Genomic DNA, 18,316 nt, shown 5'->3' on the forward strand with positions numbered 1-18,316 from the left:
ACGATGGTTTCTATTTGCTCTAATTGGTCGTTGTCTTTATGGTATGCCACAAATATCTCTCTTGAGTTACTTTCTACTTCATCAACTTGAGTCAACCTTCCAGCCTCAATGGACTCTAACGCTAACGCTTCTGGCACAAATGCAGAGCCACCACACTGAAGAATAAGATCAAGCGCTATTCTGCCGGTGCTGGTTCTAAAATAAGGAGGGGTTGCGCCAGTGAACTGTTTTGCATGCCATAGAGAAAAAGCAGTTCCCCAATCAACATAAACATACTGGTTGTCAAAAAAGTCTTCCTTTGTTGCGTTATCAAAAGTGCTTACAGGAATAATAGCAAGATCGCTGATCGGCTTAACAACCAGTTCATCCACTTTTGGCGGATCGAACAGAACAGCGAGATCCAATGTTCTCTCTAATAATAGTCGCGTGCTTTCTTGCTGTGCTTTCACTTCAGCAACAAGCGATACTCCGGGCATAGCGGATACAATATGGTTAATCCCGAATTGTAAAAATGCGTCCCAAATATTAGCCGTGCCGCTCAATGACAATTGCTTGTGCATATTGTTTGCCAATGCAACATCTACTTTGGCGCGCTGCATCCCAGTTAAGATCATTTTGGCGTGTGGTAACAACCTTTCACCTGGCGCAGTTAACTGAATATTGTTACGCTGGCGAATAAAAAGATTCACCCCTAAACTTTGCTCAAGCTGGCGGATCCTAAAACTTACAGCTGACTGAGTGATGTATAAATTTTCTGCCGCTCGACCAAAGTGACGGGTTTTGACAACTTCGACAAAAGTTTTTAATAGATCTATGTCCATTTTTCTTCCTGACGATAAAAATTACTCGTTTAAAAAATTATAAAACTTGGTCCATACTCCAGCCAGATAATCTTAGAGGACTCAGTTATGGATCATAATTTAGCGACTTTGAAAAATGCATTTGCAAGCCCCAGAGCCTTTTATGATGACGCCAACTTCCCTAGAGGATTCGGACGCAGTGGTCACTTCACGCTACAAGAAGCCGAAATTCTTGAACGCTGTGGTGCCACATTAAGAAGCTTATACAGCAAAGCGGAAGAACCTCAAAACAGTTTCCAATCTCAGTTTGTTCAGGTGATGGAAGGGTTAATCCCCCCAACTAACGCTGTAGAAAAAGCTTGGACCAAATATTTGAAGCATACTACGTGTAAGACAAAGTTTCACACGCTATTTGGACGCTCTAAAGTTCAAAACGATGGTAGCGTGGTGATCCCGGTAGATATTGACGACGAGCTATAAGCAAAATCGCCTAAATCCAATCAAGCTTAGACGCCAACAGAGTGGCTTTATTTCTGTCGTTGGTGTCTGGGCACTTCACTTATTAACCCCATTTCAACCTCGATTACCTCATCAGCCTCTATTTGTCTCGTATTTTGTTCTTAGTCATTACCTGTTTATTAGCACAAGCATTGCAATTAAGCGCAGTTAGGTTAAGAATTAGTAAAACAGGAAATGATTGGCGAAGGTTGTGTTACGGAAAATCTTAATCATTGAAGACACCCCCACAATTGCGAAGGTGCAAAAGCATATTGCGACCACTGTGGGATACCATGTAGATATTGCAGAGTCTTTGGCCGAAGCCAAAGCATTGTTATCACAGCACGATTATTTTTGTGCCGTGGTAGACTTTGTGTTACCAGATGCGCCGCTTGGAGAAGCTATTCCCTGCACGGTTAAAGCTGATATTCCTACCATCGTGATGACTGGTAACCTTGAAAGTCAGACTCGCTCAATCGTTGAGCAATACCCCATCATCGACTATATCACCAAGGAAAATAAACAAGCCTATCATTATTTACGTCGCCAATTAGAACGCCTGCCAAGAAATGAAAATGTCAGAGTACTGGTTGTGGACGACTCTATTTCGTCGAGACACTATGTCTCAGCACTCCTCACTCGCCATAAATATCAGGTACTAGAAGCCTGTGATGGCATAGAAGCACTCGCAGTATTAAAAGACAACCCGGATATTTCAGTGATCATTACCGACAATGAAATGCCAAATATGCGAGGCGAAGAGCTATGTATCGAAATTAGGCGACTCTACACTGATGATGATAAAGCGATAATTGGTATATCTGGAGTTGAAACCGAAAATTTATCTACACGATTTTTGAAAAATGGTGCTAATGACTACCTCAGAAAGCCCTTTAACGCTGAAGAGTTTTACTGCCGCCTTAGCCAGAACGTCGATATGCTAGAACATATTCAAACGATACGCCGACAAGCAAATACAGACTATTTAACCAGCTTGCCAAATCGACGCTACTTTTTCGATACCGTAAAGAAAAGCCTAAAAGCAAGACATAAAAAGGAGCTCTACGGGCTGATCGCTATGATAGATATCGATCATTTTAAGCAAGTAAATGACAAATATGGCCATGAAGGCGGCGATGCAGTGCTTGAGTCAATTGGCCAAGCGTTTGCTCAATACTTTCCCAATGATTTAGTCGCTCGATTAGGCGGCGAAGAGTTTGCGATATATTTTAAAGATACGGTGGCTGATCATTGCAAAGAAAGACTGGAGTGCTTTAGGGAATATTTAGAGCAAAGTAGTAACGAACTGACTGAACAGCAGATCTCATTTACCGTTTCAATGGGACTTGCCGCTCAGGTGACTACGGACATAGAAAGCCTGATAAAACGAGCCGATGAGCGTTTATATCAGGCGAAAGCTTCGGGAAGAAACCGCTTAGTTCACTAAGCGCTTTCTTTTATCTCGATAAGAATCAAAGCTAAACATCACCAGCGCTCCCCAAATAAAGGCAAACGTTATTGCTCGTTCTGCATCAAAGGCTTCCCCATAAAAGAGTACCGCCAATATGAACATTAAGCTCGGCCCGATATATTGAAAAAAGCCAAGTGTCGTGTAGGGTATCCGTTTTGCTGCTGCGGTAAAGCATAACAAAGGCAAAGTTGTCACCACACCCGCACTTATCAAAAGCGTGTTGGTGTACCAATCATTATTCCAAAGGTTGCTTGTGGCACTGGGCTCAACCCACCACCAATAAGCCAGTGCAATTGGGGTGAGAATAAGGGCTTCCACCAGCAATCCAGGAAGTGACTCAACCGCTAAGGTCTTACGCAACAATCCATATATTGCAAACGATCCTGCCAGTGAAAACGCAATGACTGGGAATGAGCCAAAGCTGATTAACTGTAACACCACACCCACTATCGCTAATAACACAGCAAACTTTTGCGCCGTTCTCAACCTTTCCGATAAGAACAGCATTCCCAATAGCACGTTAAGTAATGGGTTGATGTAATAACCCAAACTCGCATCTAGCATAAAGCCGTTATTCACAGACCAAATAAATAAACCCCAGTTAAAACCCAACAGCAACGCAGTGAGTGTCAACATCGCCAGCAATTTAGGATTAGCCAATATGGCCTTAATTTTGGGCCATTGCTGCTTTGCCAGCACAATTAGTGCAATAAAAAAGACAGACCACACAACGCGATGAATGAGTATCTCAATCGCGTCAACATGGACGAGTTGCTTAAAATAGATGGGTGCAAGTCCCCACATAAAAAAGGCGAGTACAGCGAGTAAGTGGCCTTTCTTTTGTTCTTCAATCACGGGCGTTTAACCTTTGGAGGGATCAACTAAGAGGTCAATCATTATACTCATTTTTACTAATCACGGCGATGAAAGTTCGATGAATTCACAATCACAAAGTTTAAAGCCTACAAGTGCTCAAAACTTATTCAAGTCTCTTAAGATTAGATAAAAAGCAAAGACAAGGTTCAAAAAAAGCTCTAAAATGACACCGATGGATACCCTCGTAAGCACCCCAATTAACGACCCTCATTCAGTACTGAAAGATGTGTTTGGCTACAGTACGTTTAGAGATGGTCAGCTTGATATTATTCAGTCTAGCTTAGCTGGTCAGGATACGCTTGTACTACTGCCTACCGGCGGCGGTAAATCACTCTGTTACCAAGTCCCAGCAGTATTATTTGCAGGCGTGACAATTGTTATATCGCCACTTATCTCATTAATGCAAGATCAGGTCGCGCAGTTAAAAGCACAAGGCATAGCCGCTGAATATATCAACAACAGCGTCGCTTGGGAGCAGCAAAGAGATACCTATGACGCGCTTTTCCAAGGCCGTTTAAAGCTGCTGTACGTTGCACCAGAAAAGGCCTTACAACGAGACTTTATTGAACGCATATCCAACTGTAACATCAGTTTGTTTGCCATTGATGAAGCCCATTGTGTATCTCATTGGGGACATGACTTTAGACCGCACTATTTTCGTTTAAAAGAATTACGTCAACATTTTCCGTCCGTTCCGATGATGGCATTAACCGCAACGGCCGATTTAGCGACACGAAAAGATATTGTCCAGCAATTAGGTATGCAAGCACCATTTATCTATACCGGTAGCTTTGACAGACCCAATATTCGTTACACCATCGAAGAAAAGTTCAAACCCCTGTCGCAGTTGATCCGCTATTTAAAAGAGCAAAAGGGGCAAAGTGGCATAATCTACTGTGGTAGCCGTAAACGTGTTGATGATATTGCCGAAAAGCTGATTGATGCTGGGTTCAATGCTGCAGGTTATCACGCAGGTCTAGATAATGATCAGCGCCAGTTTGTACAAAACCGCTTCGCCCGAGATGACATTCAAATCGTAGTTGCAACCGTTGCTTTTGGGATGGGGATCAATAAACCCAACGTGCGATTTGTGGTTCACTATGATATTCCTAAAAGTGTAGAAGCGTATTATCAAGAAACCGGCCGTGCAGGGCGAGATAGCTTAGCAGCTGAAGCCGTTATGTACTTTGATCCTGCGGATATTCCCCGCGTTAGGCGCTTTTTTGAAGATATTCCAGACGAGCAACGTCGTAAGGTTGAAGAACAACGGTTTCAGGCGATGTCGAGCTTCGCTGAAGCGCAAACCTGTCGTCGTCAAATTTTGCTCAATTACTTCAGCGAATATCAACGTGAAGCATGCGGAAACTGTGATATTTGCCTTAACCCACCGAAACAATTTGATGGCACATTAGTTGCCCAACAAGCGTTATCGTGCGTATACCGCGCAGAACAACGCTTTGGCATTGGTTACATTGTGGATATTTTGCGTGGGGCAAATACCGCAAGGATCAGAGAACAAAATCACCATACCCTCTCAACCTATGGGATCGGGAAAGAGCACAGCAATGAATTTTGGCTGAGTATCTTACGTCAATTGATCCATCATGGTTTATTGAGTCAAGATATTACTCAAGGCGCAACGCTTAGATTAACAGAAGCCGCCCGCGCCGTACTTCGCGGCGAATATGTGCTACAACTCGCAGAACCAAGACTTGTAGCAAAGCATGTCTATCAAGATAAACTGGCTCAGTTTAATTACGATAAGAAACTATTTGCTAAGCTTCGTGCACTCAGAAAGCAGCTCGCAGATGAAGATGATGTACCACCGTATGTTGTATTTAACGACCGAACGTTGGCTGAAATGGCACAAAGAACGCCAACAACTGATAGTGAGTTTTTGCAAGTATCTGGTGTCGGTTTTACTAAGCTCAGCAAGTACGGTGCCCCTTTCATGCAGCTCATTCGCAATTATTTGGAAAGAGAATAATGACTACACTCACTTTGAATAATTCACACGAGGTGATTATCGTCAGCTGTGAAATTACACCTCAAGACGATGAATTTGAACTTTGGGGGCAAATATTCTTACATCAAGATGAGATTCAATTAATTGAATTCTCTGCTGGAGCGGATAGACATCAGTGGCGTTTTTCATATAAAAGCTGTAATTTTAATTTAAATTTTGAACATTACAGTGAGAGTGTGTGGATAGCTCCTGATGGCGTTGATGCCTTAGAACTCCTACCTTTCCTACGCCAACAACTTTCTCGTTAAGTCCACATAAAGCTCTTTAAGTCTATAAATATTATTACTTTTGTTGCAGAACTAAAGCAAGCTGCAACAATATAATCCATACTAAAGGAATATTAGACTTAAAGGCTCTGTGATGAATGTAAAGAGGATTTCGTGTAATAGTATTGTGCTAATGTGTAGCCTAAATGCAGCTGCGCAAGCTGAAAAAGTGCCTGCTGTTGATTTTGCTAATAGCTGTGGTAATGACCGAGTTGAAGCACAAAGCGACCAAAACCTTTCACGCCAGCTAGACAGCAAACAAGCCTATCCTGAGCCCGCAGAGGGTAAAAAGGTCGTCGCTATCACTCTAAAACAACTTAATGTTTTCGATACCGATAAACCTGAAGAAGACAATGCCCTATTCCGATTTGCCAACCGTTATCATATTCAAACCAAGCCCGAAGTATTAAAAAGCGTGCTCCTATTTCAGGAAGGGGATGCTTACAACCCAAGAAAACTCAGTGAATCCGAACGACTCCTTCGCAATCAGTCATACCTATATGATGCACGTATCTATGCCGTAGAAAACTGTGATGGTGATATTTTAGTTACGGTTGTAACGCGGGATCTTTGGACACTATTGCCCGATTTAAGTTTTAGTCGTAGTGGTGGGGAAAACACTTCTCGAATTGGGTTTAGAGAAAGTAATTTATTTGGCTGGGGAAAGCGCCTTTCTTTTACCCACATACAAGAGGTCGACCGCTCTGGTTATCAGTTTGTCTATGATGACCCTAATATTTTAAACTCAAGATATCGTGGTCGCGTAGAATATTCAGATAATGACGATGGTGAGCGCCACTATATCGATGTGAGCTATCCATTTTTTGCAACCGATACTCCATATAGTTATGGTTTTACGAGTTATTCCGACAAACGCGAAGAACCCATATATTCTGAAGGTGAAACAATCTCAGAGTTCAGTCAATCCACGGATGTCACGCAAGTCTACTTCGGACACTCAAAAGCGCTATCGGGCAGTTGGACTCGCCGTCTCATCGCAGGCGTTAGACATGAGCAACATACCTTCCGTGAGATAGCAGATACCACTTTACCCATTGCACAAGATAGAACGCTCACCTACCCTTATGTTCAAGCTCAGTGGTTTGAAGATTCCTATGTAAAAGTACGCAACTTCGACTCGATTTATCGTACAGAGGATCTTAATTTAGGTTGGAATATTAATGCTCTATTTGGCTATTCAGCCGAATCTTGGAGTGACGATACTGAACGTCTTGTCTATTCATTTTCTGCCAATACGGCACACTACACCTCAGATCACAGCTTGTGGCGTTTTTATTTTGATGTCAGTGGCAACTGGAACAAAGACACAGATAAAACCGAAAACCTAATAGCGAAAACGACCTTTCAATACTATTTAAATACCAGCTTGTATGAGTCTTGGTTTATCAACGCAAGCTATACCTATGGGAATAACCTGACCTTTGATAATCAAATTACGTTAGGGGGCGAAACCGGGCTTCGCGGATACCCAATAAAATATCAGCAAGGTAGTCGCAGTATGCTACTCAATATCGAAAAACGCTATTACTGGGAATATGACTTACTGCGCTTATTCAAAATTGGTGGTGCAGCTTTTTTTGATGTAGGGCGCGCGTACCACTCTCACCTGCCGATTGAAGCAGATGAATCAGTCCTAAAAAATGTCGGTATTGGCTTGCGTTTAGCACCTAGCCGAGCCAATTCAGATATCATGGTTCATATTGATTTAGCCGCACCAATTAATGGCCCGGATAACGTCGATAGCGTACAGTGGCTATTAACGGTAAAAAATCGCTTTTAACGGTGTCGCACAACAATAAACATGATATAAAGCAGAAAAAATTTCTTAGGATACGGTTTTGCATTTGTTAGATTTCGCACTCAGTCAATACAAGCTAATTGTAACTTTGGTGGCGCTATTATCCTTCCCACTATTAATGAAGGCATGTTGCAAACTCTTAGAAAAAGTAACACGCGGAAAAATAGACTCTCATCGTAAACAACGTGCCGACTTACTCGTTCGTGTACTTGTTGCCTTTGTATTCGTCTGCTTTATGCTTGTATTCTGGGGCATAGAACTTCGTGGTTTACTGGTGCTTGGTTCATCGTTATTTGCGATGCTTGGTGTTGCCATGTTTGCCGGTTGGTCATTACTTTCCAATCTGACTTCATTTTTACTTATGTTTATTCAAAACGATTATCGCGTTGGGAATTGGGTAAGAATTGTTGACGGTGCAAACTTTGTGGAAGGCTGTATTGTAGAGATGGGGTTGATGAGTGTAGTGCTACGCCATGTTGACGGCCATAAGGTCGTATATCCTAATAACTTGTTTGTCACTCGCCCCGTTATGGTGCTTAGTCAAGAACCGACTAAACCTAAACAGGTTACAACACCAAGAAGAACATTAGGCCCTAAGAAATAGGGCCTATATCGTCAATAAAGGTTTCTAGCTGTTGCTCAACAATACTATTTGCATGTGCAAAGTAAGCTAAGTGAAAAACTGCATCTCCCTCATTCACCAAAGGTAGCATTTGTTGGCCAATCACTATCCCACTACGAGGTGCGATAACTGCTTCTTCGCTTTGACCTAATGGACTGTCTATATAAGCCAAGATTTGACCTTTTGATACGCGTTCCCCCAAGTTAACTTGAGCTCGAACAATACCGTCAACGTCCGCACGCACCCAACTTGTCGCTGCCGCGATAACCGCGTCATGACGTTGTTTCCTTCGACGCCCACGCAGCATTCTGAGTTTACGCATGACATTTTCAACCCCTTGCAATCCAGCTGCAATGGCCAATGAGTCAAACCGCAACGCTTCTCCCGCTTCATAAGTGATAACAGGAATGTCCAATCCCGCCGCTTCACTTCGCAACGAGCCGTTACGCAGTCGCGCATCTATCGCAACCGGCGTACCAAACGCCATGGCCATTTCTTTGGTCATTTCGCAGGACAAGTCACCACGGATCTGCGGTAAATTAGAGCGATGAATCGCGCCGGTATGTAAATCGATAATATGTGTGCATTTTTTTACCACCAAATCGAAAAACATAGATGCCATTCGAGCCCCTAACGAGCCTTGCTCAGAACCTGGAAAACAGCGATTTAGGTCTCGTCTATCAGGTAAATAGCGAGACTTATGAATAAAGCCAAAGATATTTACGATAGGCACCGCTATCAAGGTGCCACGTAGCGTTGCCGCATCGACTGTACTTAATAGCTGACGCACAACCTCTACGCCATTCAATTCATCACCATGAATTGCGGCACAGACCAAAAGTACCGGTCCGGCCTCTGCGCCATTAACGACTTCAATCGGAATGGTCATTGGTGTGTGAGTGTAGAGCTTAGCCACTTCCAACTGGACAGTCTGCCTTTCAGCAACACCCACTCGTGTATCTAATAACGTAAAGGGTTGGTTGATTTTAACCTTTGCCACGTGTAGCAGTCCTTTTCGCCGCCGCATTCTTCTCGATAAAGGAGATAATCAGGCTAGCTATGTCTTTACCTGTTGCCTTTTCGATACCCTCAAGGCCTGGAGAAGAGTTCACTTCCATCACCAAAGGCCCACGCTCTGAACGTAACAAGTCAACACCAGCAACATTTAGGCCCATGGCCTTTGCTGCAGCAATCGCAGTGCGACGCTCTTCTGGAGTGATTTTTACCAATGTCGCTGAACCACCACGATGTAGATTTGAGCGGAACTCACCTTCTTGCGCTTGACGTTTCATCGCGGCAATAACACGGTCGCCGATAACGAAACAGCGAATGTCCGCACCACCAGCTTCTTTAATATACTCTTGCACCATAATGTTGGCTTTTAAGCCCATAAATGCTTCAATAACGCTTTCTGCAGCTTTGCGCGTCTCAGCTAACACCACACCAATTCCTTGTGTGCCTTCTAGTAGCTTGATTACAACCGGTGTGCCGCCAACCATTTCTAGTAAGTCTTTGACGTCATCTGGCTTACTGGCAAAGCCTGTGATTGGCATGCCTACGCCTTTTCTTGACAGTAACTGTAATGAACGCAACTTATCTCTTGAGCGAGTGATTGCAACAGACTCATTCAATGGGTAAACCCCCATCATTTCAAACTGCCTGAGTACCGCACAACCATAAAACGTCACAGAGGCACCAATTCGCGGAACAATCGCATCAAAGCCGCTCAACTGCTGACCCTTAAAGTGAATTTCAGGCTCGCTACTATTGATATTCATATAACAACGTAGCGCGTCAATAACCTCAACTTCATGCCCACGCTGCTCTGCCGCTTCAATTAAACGACGTGTTGAATACAAAGATTGATTCCTTGAAAGAATGCCAATTTTCATGATTTATCCGTTTTATTACTTAAGTATGACTGTTCTGGATCAACAAGGATGCGGCCTCGCATCGCCGTGCGGCCCAGTAACATTCTAAATTTCATGGTTTCTCTATTGCTTAGCGTGATTTCAATTGGCCAAGCCTGATTGCCGATAGTTAAATTTGTTTCTATTACATAACGTAGTTCTTTATGACCGCCCGAATCGGTAACAACGCGCTCATCTACTACTTTTGCTTCACTACAGACTTCATAGTCGGTATTGTCTTGTTTGGGATGGATCCAAAACCTTACCCAAAGTTCATCTTGTTCTGTTTTGAAAGGCTCAACCTTAAAGGCATGCAGACATGATGTTCTTGCTCCAGTATCTACTTTCGCTTTGATTTTTTCGATACCTAAATCGGGTAAGGAAAGCCACTCTCTCCAACCAACTGTGATCATATTATGCTCTCGTACAAAATGAGTTTGGACTTATACGCTGATTCAAGTCACTTGAAAAACAAAATAAATTTATCCTAAAGATAAAAACGCTCTGTTAAGCCGAGCACCTTAACTTACAGTAACACCAGTTACACATTTTTCAAGGTAAAGCCCTATACTGAGCTAAAGTAAAATAGAGTATTCAAACAATTTATTTCATCGCCAAGATTTTTAAATGAATTTGAAAATTAAATTATCTATGTCAGTCTTGGGACGAACTTTTTAATAGGAATTAGCTATGACTGGATTACTCCATGCGTTTGTGCTCGACGGTCAAGGCGGCGGTAGGCTTCTTTGCGATCTGAGTGAAGTAAAATCCGTAATTCACAAGGAGCCACTTTGGCTCCATTTTGACTACAGCTTCGACGAAACGACTGAATGGCTGAAGCAACAAACGTTTTTGGATGACTGGGAAAGAGAAGCGCTAACCGCAGATGAAACTCGTCCGAGAACGGCTAATGGCGATGAAGGTTTGCTAGTGTTCTTGCGTGGCGTGAACCTTAACCCCAAGCAAAGCCCCGAAGACATGGTTTCTATTCGCTGTTTTGCAAACGATAAACTACTTATCACCTGTCGTAAGCGCCATATTATGTCTGCCCAAGATATGCTGGCATCGCTTAAAAAGGGTCAGGGCGCAAAAAGTATCGGTGAGTTACTGTCTACATTGGTGATGCGACTTTCTGTGCGAATGCAAGACATCATCTGGCAAATAGAAGAACAGCTTGATGAATTTGAAGACGCGATGGAAAGCAGCGAGCAGCTGCCAAACTATCAGCAACTTTCAACATTAAGAAGACAAACCATTGGTTTAAAACGCTATCTTAAGCCACAAAAGCTTGCTATTAGCGAACTGCTATTGGCAAAGATTGCTTGGCTAGATGAAGATCATCGACACATGATTGAAGAGGCGAGCAATGCCTTAAGTCGATATATCGAAGAATTAGAGGCAGCGATTGAACGTGCACAAGTGATCCAAAATGCGATCACCAACCATCAAAATGAACAGTTAAACCAAAGAATGTACGTGATGTCCGTCGTTGCAGCGTTATTCTTACCACTTGGATTTTTAACAGGCTTGTTAGGGGTGAATATTGGCGGTATTCCTGGCACTGAATGGGGTGGCGCATTTGCCTTTTTTGTTATTATGTTGGTGGTACTAACTGGCGGTATTGGCGTGTACTTTAAACGCAAAGGCTGGTTGTAAGTAGGAGTAATCATTGGCGCTCTCGCTAGGGATCGAACCTAGAACTCAGCCTCCGGAGGGCTACGTGATATCCATTTCACCACGAGAGCGTCGCCAACATAATAATGCTAAGTGCAGACAATTGCCAGACAATGTTTGCTATATGACTAATTAGTAACCTATTTTTTAAAAAAAGCTGTACTTTGGGCAAAAAACCAGTTATTCAACTATGCTTTGAAAATAATAAAATAGACTGATATTGCTGCCCGTTCAGAAATATCGCGATACATCATTGAGGATCCCAAATATGACACCGATGACAACAGAGCAAGTTGCAGAGTTTCTTGACGTAAAGGTTGAGCGCGTAAGACGCCTCGCACGAGAAAACTTGCTAGTCGCCAAAGACACAGATGCCAATGGCGAACCTATCTTTGACAAAGCAGATGTTGAAAAATACAAAGAGTTAGCACAGCGACTGGGTGGGATTTAAACTACCCAATAGTGATGGCCAGTAATGTGATCAAGGAATATCACACACTACTGGCTCAGCTTGTAGCTAGAGTATCCACTGCTTCAGTAACTGTCTAAGCTTTTCGGGTTCTATCATTACGCCGCGCTGCTCGTACCATTGAATGCTAACAATCAAATAAATTTGGCAAAATACCGTCAGTTTAGCTTGAGCGTATGAAGGCATGGCTTGCCGCTTTAGAGAAAAGTAAGACTCAACCACCGTAAGTGCTTCTTCGACACCACAGCTAAAACTACACACCAGCGCTGCTAAATCAAAAAAGATGTCACTATGACAAGCATACTCAAAGTCGATTAACCGACCCCCCTCAGGAGTTTGAATGATATTGCTCATGACTAAGTCATTATGGCAAAACGCCTGATCCACGGGTAAAGAAGCTAAGCTTTCGATAAGCCATGCGATGTCGACCAGGTAACGCAGTTCCTTATCAATAGCCTGAACATAACCGGCTAAGTCCAGCACCTCATATACTTCAAGCTCTAAGCTATGCACCTGAATAACTTGTGCTAACAACGCAGTGTTTAACTTTGGCTCAGCACACACTTCTGGCATAAAGGTGAACAATGCCATACGAGTGCGTAGGTCGTACTGCAGTACTTTAGAAGTAATGCCTTGCTGTGCTAACTCATTCTGTGCCTTTAATGCCTCAGTAGGAATACCATGGCTATAGCATTTTAATAGGTAGCTTTCGCCCTTACTCACCATCAGGTAATTATTGTTACTCACACCCTTAGTTAGCTTTTCTAATCGCTCAGCTGAAACCTTGAATACGGTATCCACCTTTACTTTTAATTTTTCAAGCTCAGAGTGCTGCAAGCGTCTTTCCTTGCTTAACTTCATATTCTTCGTACCAACGCTTGTAGCCCCAACACGCCATCAAGGTGTAGAAAATAAATAGTACCAGCGTAGGATAGAAACCTTTAAGGTAATAAAGGTAGATGGAGGCTGCATCAATCACGACCCAATATAACCAGTTTTCAAGAATTTTCTTAGCCACTAAATAGGTCGTCACCACCGCAAAGCACGTGGTAAAGCTATCTAAATAGGCGAGATCTGCTGCCATATAATGCTTGGTGAAATACCCGAGCACAACGGAAACCACTGAAGTAATAACAATGATTGAAAGATGTTTTGATAACGACCAAGAAACAATATCACTGGGCTTGTTTTTGTCACCCTGACGCCACATCCACCAACCAACAACGGCCATGACCATATAGTAAAAGTGCAACAGTGATTCCATCACTAGTGCTCCGTTCCAGTACAGCACGGTATAGATGAAGGTGTTAATAAAGGCCACAGGCCAACACCAAATATTCTCTCGAATTGCCAGCAGTAAATAGGCGACTGCCAGCACCACAGCGATATACTCCCAACTCGACATCGCTGTGAACCCTGCAAAGGTTTCAGTAAACCAGTCCATTAATCGCAGGCACTATCAGCTGGAGATAAATCGCCTGAGATAAACTTACAAACAAAAATACATTTTCCGTAAGCTTCAAATGAGTGTTTCATTTCTTGATTCAATACTGAGGTCACTAAATCAAATTCACCAAAGACCTGAGTTGACATCGTGTTTGTGATCACCTTGATCCCTTCATGCTCATTCAGCCTATCAATAAAACCTTTAATAAAAGGGATATAGTCTTGGTGCAGTGGGTACTTGCTTATTTCAACAGAAACTTGCATGGGCGCTCCTTACAAATGGCAGCCGATTATTAATATTGCTGGTTTAGATTTTCCCCACCGGTAAAATCCGATTTTGGGGTATAGTTAATCCAGTCTTGCTGATAGATAATTTTACCTTTTTCGTCAAACTTTAGCACTATCAGAAATCGCCAAGGACCTAACTCGCGTGACGCATAATTAAAGCGATTAAAAACGCCTCTAGCAACCACGGTTCGAGTCGTGCTATCGACTACTTTATCCTCAACCACTAATACGGGTTGTTCATCCAGCACAGCAAAATTCCCAGCAGACCAATTAAAAAAAGCCGTAATCTGATCTTTACCTCGTGCCCTATGACCAAAAACCATATCTTCAAGCACGGCATCTTCGGCATAGAACTCGATAAACTGGGTAAAGTTCTGCCGCTGAGCATAGCTATTAAAGTAAGCATCGGCATGGCTGATGAATGTATTTTTCTTACTGATATTAACGGAGTTACTACAACCACTCAGTATTAATATAAAGAATAACAAGAACCGATAGCGCATCATAGCCACTCCAAAAACCGTATTAATCGAGTATAAAAAAAGCGCCTGTAGCGCTTAATTCGACGATGATAAAGTGTGTATTTTTATACTGTTACTATACCCAATGGTTTAGCGGTTTTCCACGCTCCACGGGTAAAGTCTGGAATACTCAATGATTCACTGCGATTAGCGACTGATTGAGCCGATAATGGAGAAATTACCGACCAAGCGGCACCGTCGTATACGTCTTGATCTAGCGCCTCACCATTGCGCAGGCAATAGATCATCCGCCAGAACATTAAAAAGTCCATACCACCATGACCGCCGTTGCGCTGTGCTTCTTCACCCATTTTAGTCCAAAGCGGATGGTCGTATTGTTTATACCATGAATCCATTTCGTAATCCCATTCATGGAAGCTCTTAGTACCACCTTGCTCTAACGCGATACGATTAGGGAAACCAGCAAAGACCCCATTAGTTCCTTGAATAAGATTGTGACGAGAATAAGGCCTAGGCGTGGTCGTATCATGTTGTACCATGATACTGCGTCCTTTGATGGTCTTAATCATCGTGGTATTCATATCACCCGCAATATAATGTAGTTGATTGCGTTCATGATCTGCCGGAAATTCGCGTTTTGCATAGGCTGCACGACCTAGGGCGGGAGAACTCATAGAAGTTAAGTAATCAAAACGGTCACCGCGGTTAATATTCATGTACTGAGATACGGGACCTAAACCATGAGTTGGATATAGGTTACCATCTCGCTTAGTATGCCAGTGTGTACGCCATGAGCCGGTCTTGTGCTCAATTTCCTTCATTTGCCAACGTAGCTCATGAATATATGCAGCTTCACCATGTAATAACTCACCGAATACACCTTGGCGAACCATATTCAGTACCATCAACTCATCGCGACCGTAATTGACATTTTCCATCATCATACAGTTCTTTTGCGTGCGCTCTGCGGTGTCGACTATCTGCCACATTTCTTCAACGGTCAACGCTAAAGGCACTTCAACAAACGCGTGCTTACCGCTATTCATGGTATCAATTGCCATCGGCGCGTGCCATTTCCAGGGTGTTGAAATTATAACGATGTCAATATCATCCCGGTTAAGCATTTCTTGATAAGCTAAGTCACCACCACGATACAGCGCAGGTTTCGGCAAACCTCGCTCGCGCACAAGATAGTCAGCCGATTTTTCAAGCACTTCATCATGGGTATCACAAATCGCGACAATACGTGCACCATCGATGTGACTCATGCGCTTTACATGACCATAGCCACGTTGGCCAACCCCAATAAAACCTACCCGAACCACGTCCATTTTTGGTGCTACGAGCCCAATAACAGAGCGGCCTTGTTGCTTAGGTACAACGCTGTTATTTTGATTAGAACTTGCGCACCCAGCTACTACACTCGCAGCCGCTGCCGCTCCTGCGGCTTTTAAAAAGTCGCGGCGGTTTATATTTTTCATTCTTACTCCTAAACGATACTTCTTAACAGCACTAATACTGCTCGCTATCAAGCTAACCTATCCCAATCTTAGGTTCAAAACATTGCGATAAAGCCGCAAAAAAAGCGCTTGAAGCGCTTTTTCTTAAAATATATTAAATCGTTAAATTGCTCTGATAATATTATTCAGACAATCCTCTTTTTCTAGCACACTGGAATACAACGCAAACTGGTTCTTCGCACGGTCAAGATTATGACTGGCTCTGTGGGTTGCAAAATAATTATCTCCATCTAAGTGATCTGTTAAAAATCGCAGACCTATCATGAATGGCATCACTTTTGCGCCAAGAATAAAACTATCTTTCTCTGCTTCAGTCACACTGTCTTGTAACGGTTCAATGTACCCTTGCGCCAACGCGGCAAAGATATTTTCTCTTACCTGCACATTACTCAAGTTCGTTGAGTCTTCAGCTTCTGGCGAACAGAAGGTACGCACCATATCGCCAAAATCAAATAACCAGTTACCTGGCATACAAGTATCTAAGTCAATAACGGCTCGCGCTGCATCACTCTGTGTTGAAAACAGCATGTTGTTGATTTTGGTATCGTTGTGGCAAGCTCTAAGTGGTACTTGTTTTTGTGCCTGCTGCAGCTCTTCTGCAAGCGCAAATTGCTGCTGAAAAGCAGCGATAACATCACTGCACTTGTCCGCGCGACCATGCTCATCTTTCGCTAGCACTTGGTTAAATGCATCAATACGCATCGCCAAGTTATGAAAATTTGGAATGACATGATGTAACTGCGCCGCATCAAAATCATTTAGCGCATGTGCAAACTGCCCAAAAGCGTTTGCAGCGGTTAATGCTTGCTGTTCGTTTGCCACTACGTCTTCGCTATAACTGCGGCCAATAAATGCAAGCGCACGCCAAACTTCATCATTAATATCGACTAAATATTGGCCTGAACTCGTCGCTAGATGCTTTATGATAGCGAGACTATATTCACCATTTAAGGCTTTTGCTGTTAAGTGCTGTTCAATCGCTCGCGCATTTTCAACAAGATGCAAAGGGTTTGGAAATACCGTGGTATTTAGCTTTTGTACCACCATGGTTTTGTGGTTGTCCTGCAACAGCATAGTCGTGTTGATATGACCACTACCGATCGGCTTCATTTTAGCTTCTTCACTAATGAGACCGTATTCATCAGCAAGTTGTTGCGCAACGGCTTGATACTCCATATTCACCTCAAAAGGAGTTAAGTCGGATGTAGTTGTGTGGAGATGATTATCTTCCCTGACGTGCTTCATAAATCTTTCTCGCGACAATGTCTAGTTCGCTCTTATAAGTTATACCGTACCAATGTGATTTAGCTTGGTAGACCGACACGGTTTGTCGGCCCTTATTGATACTGTGTTGGATACAATCTGGCAGATAATACTCTTTTTTGACACCGTTGTCATAATTCCTTAAAAATGCATTAAACCCGGCTTCTAATGAATCAAAAAGTGACGGTGTCACACCCCAGCAGGTCATCGAAGCCAGCGCAGAGTGTGCTATCTTACACCGCTTACCTGCAATATCACCTGACAACTCGCCGTTTTCAAAGCGAATATCTAATGCCTCTTCAACCGAGTGTAGTTGTTGCGCTTGTACCTGACAAACGCCACGGTTTACTCCACCCTGATCTGATAAGGTATTTATAATTGGGTATGCGACCATCGCCATATTGCTATGATGCTGAAAATGTTCAACAAGCTGCTCAAATGCATCTGGCCCGTAATAATCATCCGCCGTAATAACTATCGCAGGCTTATCAACGTATGGTTTTGCACACAGCAGCGCATGTCCTGTGCCCCATGGTTTTTCTCGCCCTGCCAAACAGTCGATAAATTCATTCGGAATATCGCTAAGCCGCTGCTGCACTAAAGTAATGTTCAGCGCCTTCGGCAATCGTGGCAATATCACATTTTCGATTAGGCTTCGCACTTTGTCATTGATGATCAAAATAACATCTTGCACACCAGCATGATGCGCGTCAATTATGCTCAATTCCATAATGCTTTTATCGATACTTGGCAGCTCAGCAACCTGCTTATTACCACCAAAGCGGCTTCCTAATCCACCTGCCAAAATGATCAGCTTAGGGGGTTGTTCGATTCCTATCATTGAAAAAATATCAAAACTCAAATAAGCGGGTAAGTGTACTGAGCT

Annotated in this window: 20 protein-coding genes and 1 tRNA gene (1 of these 21 running past the window's edge); 8 read left to right on the top strand and 13 right to left on the bottom strand. The window is 43.1% G+C overall.

All coding sequences use genetic code 11. The annotated features are described in order from the left end of the window. Positions 1 to 821, bottom strand: partial view of a LysR family transcriptional regulator gene (locus PNC201_RS15140; protein WP_010607242.1) — the 5' portion only. 25 nt of this gene lie to the left of the window's left edge; 821 of the gene's 846 nt are visible here — the first part of the coding sequence; the start codon lies at positions 819 to 821; its stop codon lies beyond the left edge, outside the window. Between the two features lie 87 nt (positions 822 to 908). Between PNC201_RS15140 and maoP the strand changes: the two genes are divergently transcribed. After that, a complete protein-coding gene (gene maoP, locus PNC201_RS15145) occupies positions 909 to 1,280 on the top strand; it encodes a DUF413 domain-containing protein (protein WP_010607241.1) in 372 nt (123 codons plus the stop codon). Positions 1,281 to 1,509: 229 nt separating this feature from the next. Then, positions 1,510 to 2,745 carry a GGDEF domain-containing response regulator gene (locus tag PNC201_RS15150; protein ID WP_199539664.1) on the top strand — a complete coding sequence of 412 codons (1,236 nt, stop codon included), beginning with the start codon at positions 1,510 to 1,512 and terminating at the stop codon, positions 2,743 to 2,745. Here PNC201_RS15150 and rarD read toward each other — a convergent pair. After that, entirely contained in the window at positions 2,734 to 3,573 is an 840-nt protein-coding gene (rarD, locus tag PNC201_RS15155; RefSeq protein WP_211200999.1) for an EamA family transporter RarD, read from the bottom strand. The two genes, PNC201_RS15150 and rarD, sit on opposite strands and share 12 nt — an antisense overlap. A 235-nt stretch (positions 3,574 to 3,808) precedes the next feature. Between rarD and recQ the strand changes: the two genes are divergently transcribed. From recQ to PNC201_RS15175, 4 genes are all read left to right on the top strand, one after another. Next, positions 3,809 to 5,632 carry a DNA helicase RecQ gene (gene recQ / locus PNC201_RS15160; RefSeq protein WP_442793310.1) on the top strand — a complete coding sequence of 608 codons (1,824 nt, stop codon included), beginning with the start codon at positions 3,809 to 3,811 and terminating at the stop codon, positions 5,630 to 5,632. Continuing rightward, positions 5,632 to 5,919: a DUF3630 family protein gene (locus PNC201_RS15165; protein WP_102057524.1), complete on the top strand. Its 288-nt coding sequence runs from the start codon at positions 5,632 to 5,634 to the stop codon at positions 5,917 to 5,919. The genes recQ and PNC201_RS15165 overlap by 1 nt, the downstream gene beginning before the upstream one ends. Before the next feature lie 151 nt (positions 5,920 to 6,070). Then, positions 6,071 to 7,738: a POTRA domain-containing protein gene (locus tag PNC201_RS15170; RefSeq protein WP_102057525.1), complete on the top strand. Its 1,668-nt coding sequence runs from the start codon at positions 6,071 to 6,073 to the stop codon at positions 7,736 to 7,738. Positions 7,739 to 7,796: 58 nt separating this feature from the next. Further along, positions 7,797 to 8,360 carry a mechanosensitive ion channel domain-containing protein gene (locus PNC201_RS15175; protein WP_010607234.1) on the top strand — a complete coding sequence of 188 codons (564 nt, stop codon included), beginning with the start codon at positions 7,797 to 7,799 and terminating at the stop codon, positions 8,358 to 8,360. Here PNC201_RS15175 and PNC201_RS15180 read toward each other — a convergent pair. From PNC201_RS15180 to PNC201_RS15190, 3 genes are read right to left on the bottom strand one after another with little or no spacing between them, the layout of a single operon-like run. Further along, positions 8,350 to 9,378, bottom strand: a complete 1,029-nt coding sequence (locus tag PNC201_RS15180) for a succinylglutamate desuccinylase/aspartoacylase family protein (RefSeq protein WP_102057526.1) — start codon at positions 9,376 to 9,378, stop codon at positions 8,350 to 8,352. The two genes, PNC201_RS15175 and PNC201_RS15180, sit on opposite strands and share 11 nt — an antisense overlap. Then, a complete protein-coding gene (gene rimK, locus PNC201_RS15185) occupies positions 9,365 to 10,270 on the bottom strand; it encodes a 30S ribosomal protein S6--L-glutamate ligase (protein WP_010378991.1) in 906 nt (301 codons plus the stop codon). Before rimK ends, PNC201_RS15180 begins: the two co-directional genes overlap by 14 nt. Next, entirely contained in the window at positions 10,267 to 10,701 is a 435-nt protein-coding gene (locus PNC201_RS15190) for an ATP-dependent zinc protease family protein (protein ID WP_010378990.1), read from the bottom strand. The genes rimK and PNC201_RS15190 overlap by 4 nt, the downstream gene beginning before the upstream one ends. Positions 10,702 to 10,978: 277 nt before the next feature. Here PNC201_RS15190 and PNC201_RS15195 point away from each other — a divergent pair, with 277 nt between their 5' ends. Then, a complete protein-coding gene (locus PNC201_RS15195) occupies positions 10,979 to 11,944 on the top strand; it encodes a zinc transporter ZntB (protein WP_010607232.1) in 966 nt (321 codons plus the stop codon). Between the two features lie 14 nt (positions 11,945 to 11,958). Here the strand turns inward: PNC201_RS15195 and PNC201_RS15200 are convergent. Continuing rightward, positions 11,959 to 12,033, bottom strand: a tRNA-Arg gene (locus PNC201_RS15200). A gap of 197 nt (positions 12,034 to 12,230) precedes the next feature. Here PNC201_RS15200 and PNC201_RS15205 point away from each other — a divergent pair. Further along, positions 12,231 to 12,413, top strand: coding sequence for a helix-turn-helix domain-containing protein (locus PNC201_RS15205; RefSeq protein WP_010607231.1), 183 nt, complete (start codon positions 12,231 to 12,233; stop codon positions 12,411 to 12,413). 66 nt (positions 12,414 to 12,479) lie between these two features. On the opposite strand, the gene PNC201_RS15210 is transcribed toward PNC201_RS15205, so the two are convergent. From PNC201_RS15210 to PNC201_RS15240, 7 genes are all read right to left on the bottom strand, one after another. Further along, positions 12,480 to 13,292, bottom strand: coding sequence for a phosphotransferase (locus PNC201_RS15210; protein ID WP_233525184.1), 813 nt, complete (start codon positions 13,290 to 13,292; stop codon positions 12,480 to 12,482). Next, on the bottom strand, positions 13,255 to 13,875 hold the full coding sequence (gene pnuC / locus PNC201_RS15215) for a nicotinamide riboside transporter PnuC (protein WP_102057528.1): 621 nt from the start codon (positions 13,873 to 13,875) through the stop codon (positions 13,255 to 13,257). Before pnuC ends, PNC201_RS15210 begins: the two co-directional genes overlap by 38 nt. Beyond that, on the bottom strand, positions 13,875 to 14,141 hold the full coding sequence (locus tag PNC201_RS15220) for a YkoF family thiamine/hydroxymethylpyrimidine-binding protein (protein ID WP_017218496.1): 267 nt from the start codon (positions 14,139 to 14,141) through the stop codon (positions 13,875 to 13,877). The genes pnuC and PNC201_RS15220 overlap by 1 nt, the downstream gene beginning before the upstream one ends. Before the next feature lie 29 nt (positions 14,142 to 14,170). Then, on the bottom strand, positions 14,171 to 14,671 hold the full coding sequence (locus PNC201_RS15225) for a nuclear transport factor 2 family protein (protein WP_102057529.1): 501 nt from the start codon (positions 14,669 to 14,671) through the stop codon (positions 14,171 to 14,173). A gap of 80 nt (positions 14,672 to 14,751) precedes the next feature. After that, positions 14,752 to 16,128, bottom strand: coding sequence for a Gfo/Idh/MocA family protein (locus PNC201_RS15230; protein WP_102057530.1), 1,377 nt, complete (start codon positions 16,126 to 16,128; stop codon positions 14,752 to 14,754). A gap of 141 nt (positions 16,129 to 16,269) precedes the next feature. Beyond that, positions 16,270 to 17,343 (bottom strand): phosphotransferase enzyme family protein, encoded by a 1,074-nt coding sequence (locus tag PNC201_RS15235; protein WP_102057531.1) that lies wholly within the window; start codon positions 17,341 to 17,343, stop codon positions 16,270 to 16,272. A gap of 46 nt (positions 17,344 to 17,389) precedes the next feature. Next, a complete protein-coding gene (locus tag PNC201_RS15240; RefSeq protein WP_199539665.1) occupies positions 17,390 to 18,271 on the bottom strand; it encodes a nucleotidyltransferase family protein in 882 nt (293 codons plus the stop codon). Between the last annotated feature and the right edge of the window lie 45 nt (positions 18,272 to 18,316).

It is taken from the genome of Pseudoalteromonas sp. NC201, from assembly GCF_002850255.1.
Classification (GTDB): domain Bacteria; phylum Pseudomonadota; class Gammaproteobacteria; order Enterobacterales; family Alteromonadaceae; genus Pseudoalteromonas.

Excerpts from the sequence above, each read along its gene's own strand:
- maoP (WP_010607241.1), top strand. The coding sequence starts at position 909 with ATGGATCATAATTTAGCGACTTTGAAAAATGCATTTGCAAGCCCCAGA.
- rarD (WP_211200999.1), bottom strand. The coding sequence starts at position 3,573 with ATGTGGGGACTTGCACCCATCTATTTTAAGCAACTCGTCCATGTTGAC.
- recQ (WP_442793310.1), top strand. The coding sequence starts at position 3,809 with ATGACACCGATGGATACCCTCGTAAGCACCCCAATTAACGACCCTCAT.
- PNC201_RS15165 (WP_102057524.1), top strand. The coding sequence starts at position 5,632 with ATGACTACACTCACTTTGAATAATTCACACGAGGTGATTATCGTCAGC.
- PNC201_RS15170 (WP_102057525.1), top strand. The coding sequence starts at position 6,071 with ATGTGTAGCCTAAATGCAGCTGCGCAAGCTGAAAAAGTGCCTGCTGTT.
- rimK (WP_010378991.1), bottom strand. The coding sequence starts at position 10,270 with ATGAAAATTGGCATTCTTTCAAGGAATCAATCTTTGTATTCAACACGT.
- PNC201_RS15190 (WP_010378990.1), bottom strand. The coding sequence starts at position 10,701 with ATGATCACAGTTGGTTGGAGAGAGTGGCTTTCCTTACCCGATTTAGGT.
- PNC201_RS15195 (WP_010607232.1), top strand. The coding sequence starts at position 10,979 with ATGACTGGATTACTCCATGCGTTTGTGCTCGACGGTCAAGGCGGCGGT.
- PNC201_RS15205 (WP_010607231.1), top strand. The coding sequence starts at position 12,231 with ATGACACCGATGACAACAGAGCAAGTTGCAGAGTTTCTTGACGTAAAG.
- PNC201_RS15210 (WP_233525184.1), bottom strand. The coding sequence starts at position 13,292 with ATGAAGTTAAGCAAGGAAAGACGCTTGCAGCACTCTGAGCTTGAAAAA.
- pnuC (WP_102057528.1), bottom strand. The coding sequence starts at position 13,875 with ATGGACTGGTTTACTGAAACCTTTGCAGGGTTCACAGCGATGTCGAGT.
- PNC201_RS15220 (WP_017218496.1), bottom strand. The coding sequence starts at position 14,141 with ATGCAAGTTTCTGTTGAAATAAGCAAGTACCCACTGCACCAAGACTAT.
- PNC201_RS15225 (WP_102057529.1), bottom strand. The coding sequence starts at position 14,671 with ATGATGCGCTATCGGTTCTTGTTATTCTTTATATTAATACTGAGTGGT.
- PNC201_RS15230 (WP_102057530.1), bottom strand. The coding sequence starts at position 16,128 with ATGAAAAATATAAACCGCCGCGACTTTTTAAAAGCCGCAGGAGCGGCA.
- PNC201_RS15235 (WP_102057531.1), bottom strand. The coding sequence starts at position 17,343 with ATGGAGTATCAAGCCGTTGCGCAACAACTTGCTGATGAATACGGTCTC.
- PNC201_RS15240 (WP_199539665.1), bottom strand. The coding sequence starts at position 18,271 with ATGATAGGAATCGAACAACCCCCTAAGCTGATCATTTTGGCAGGTGGA.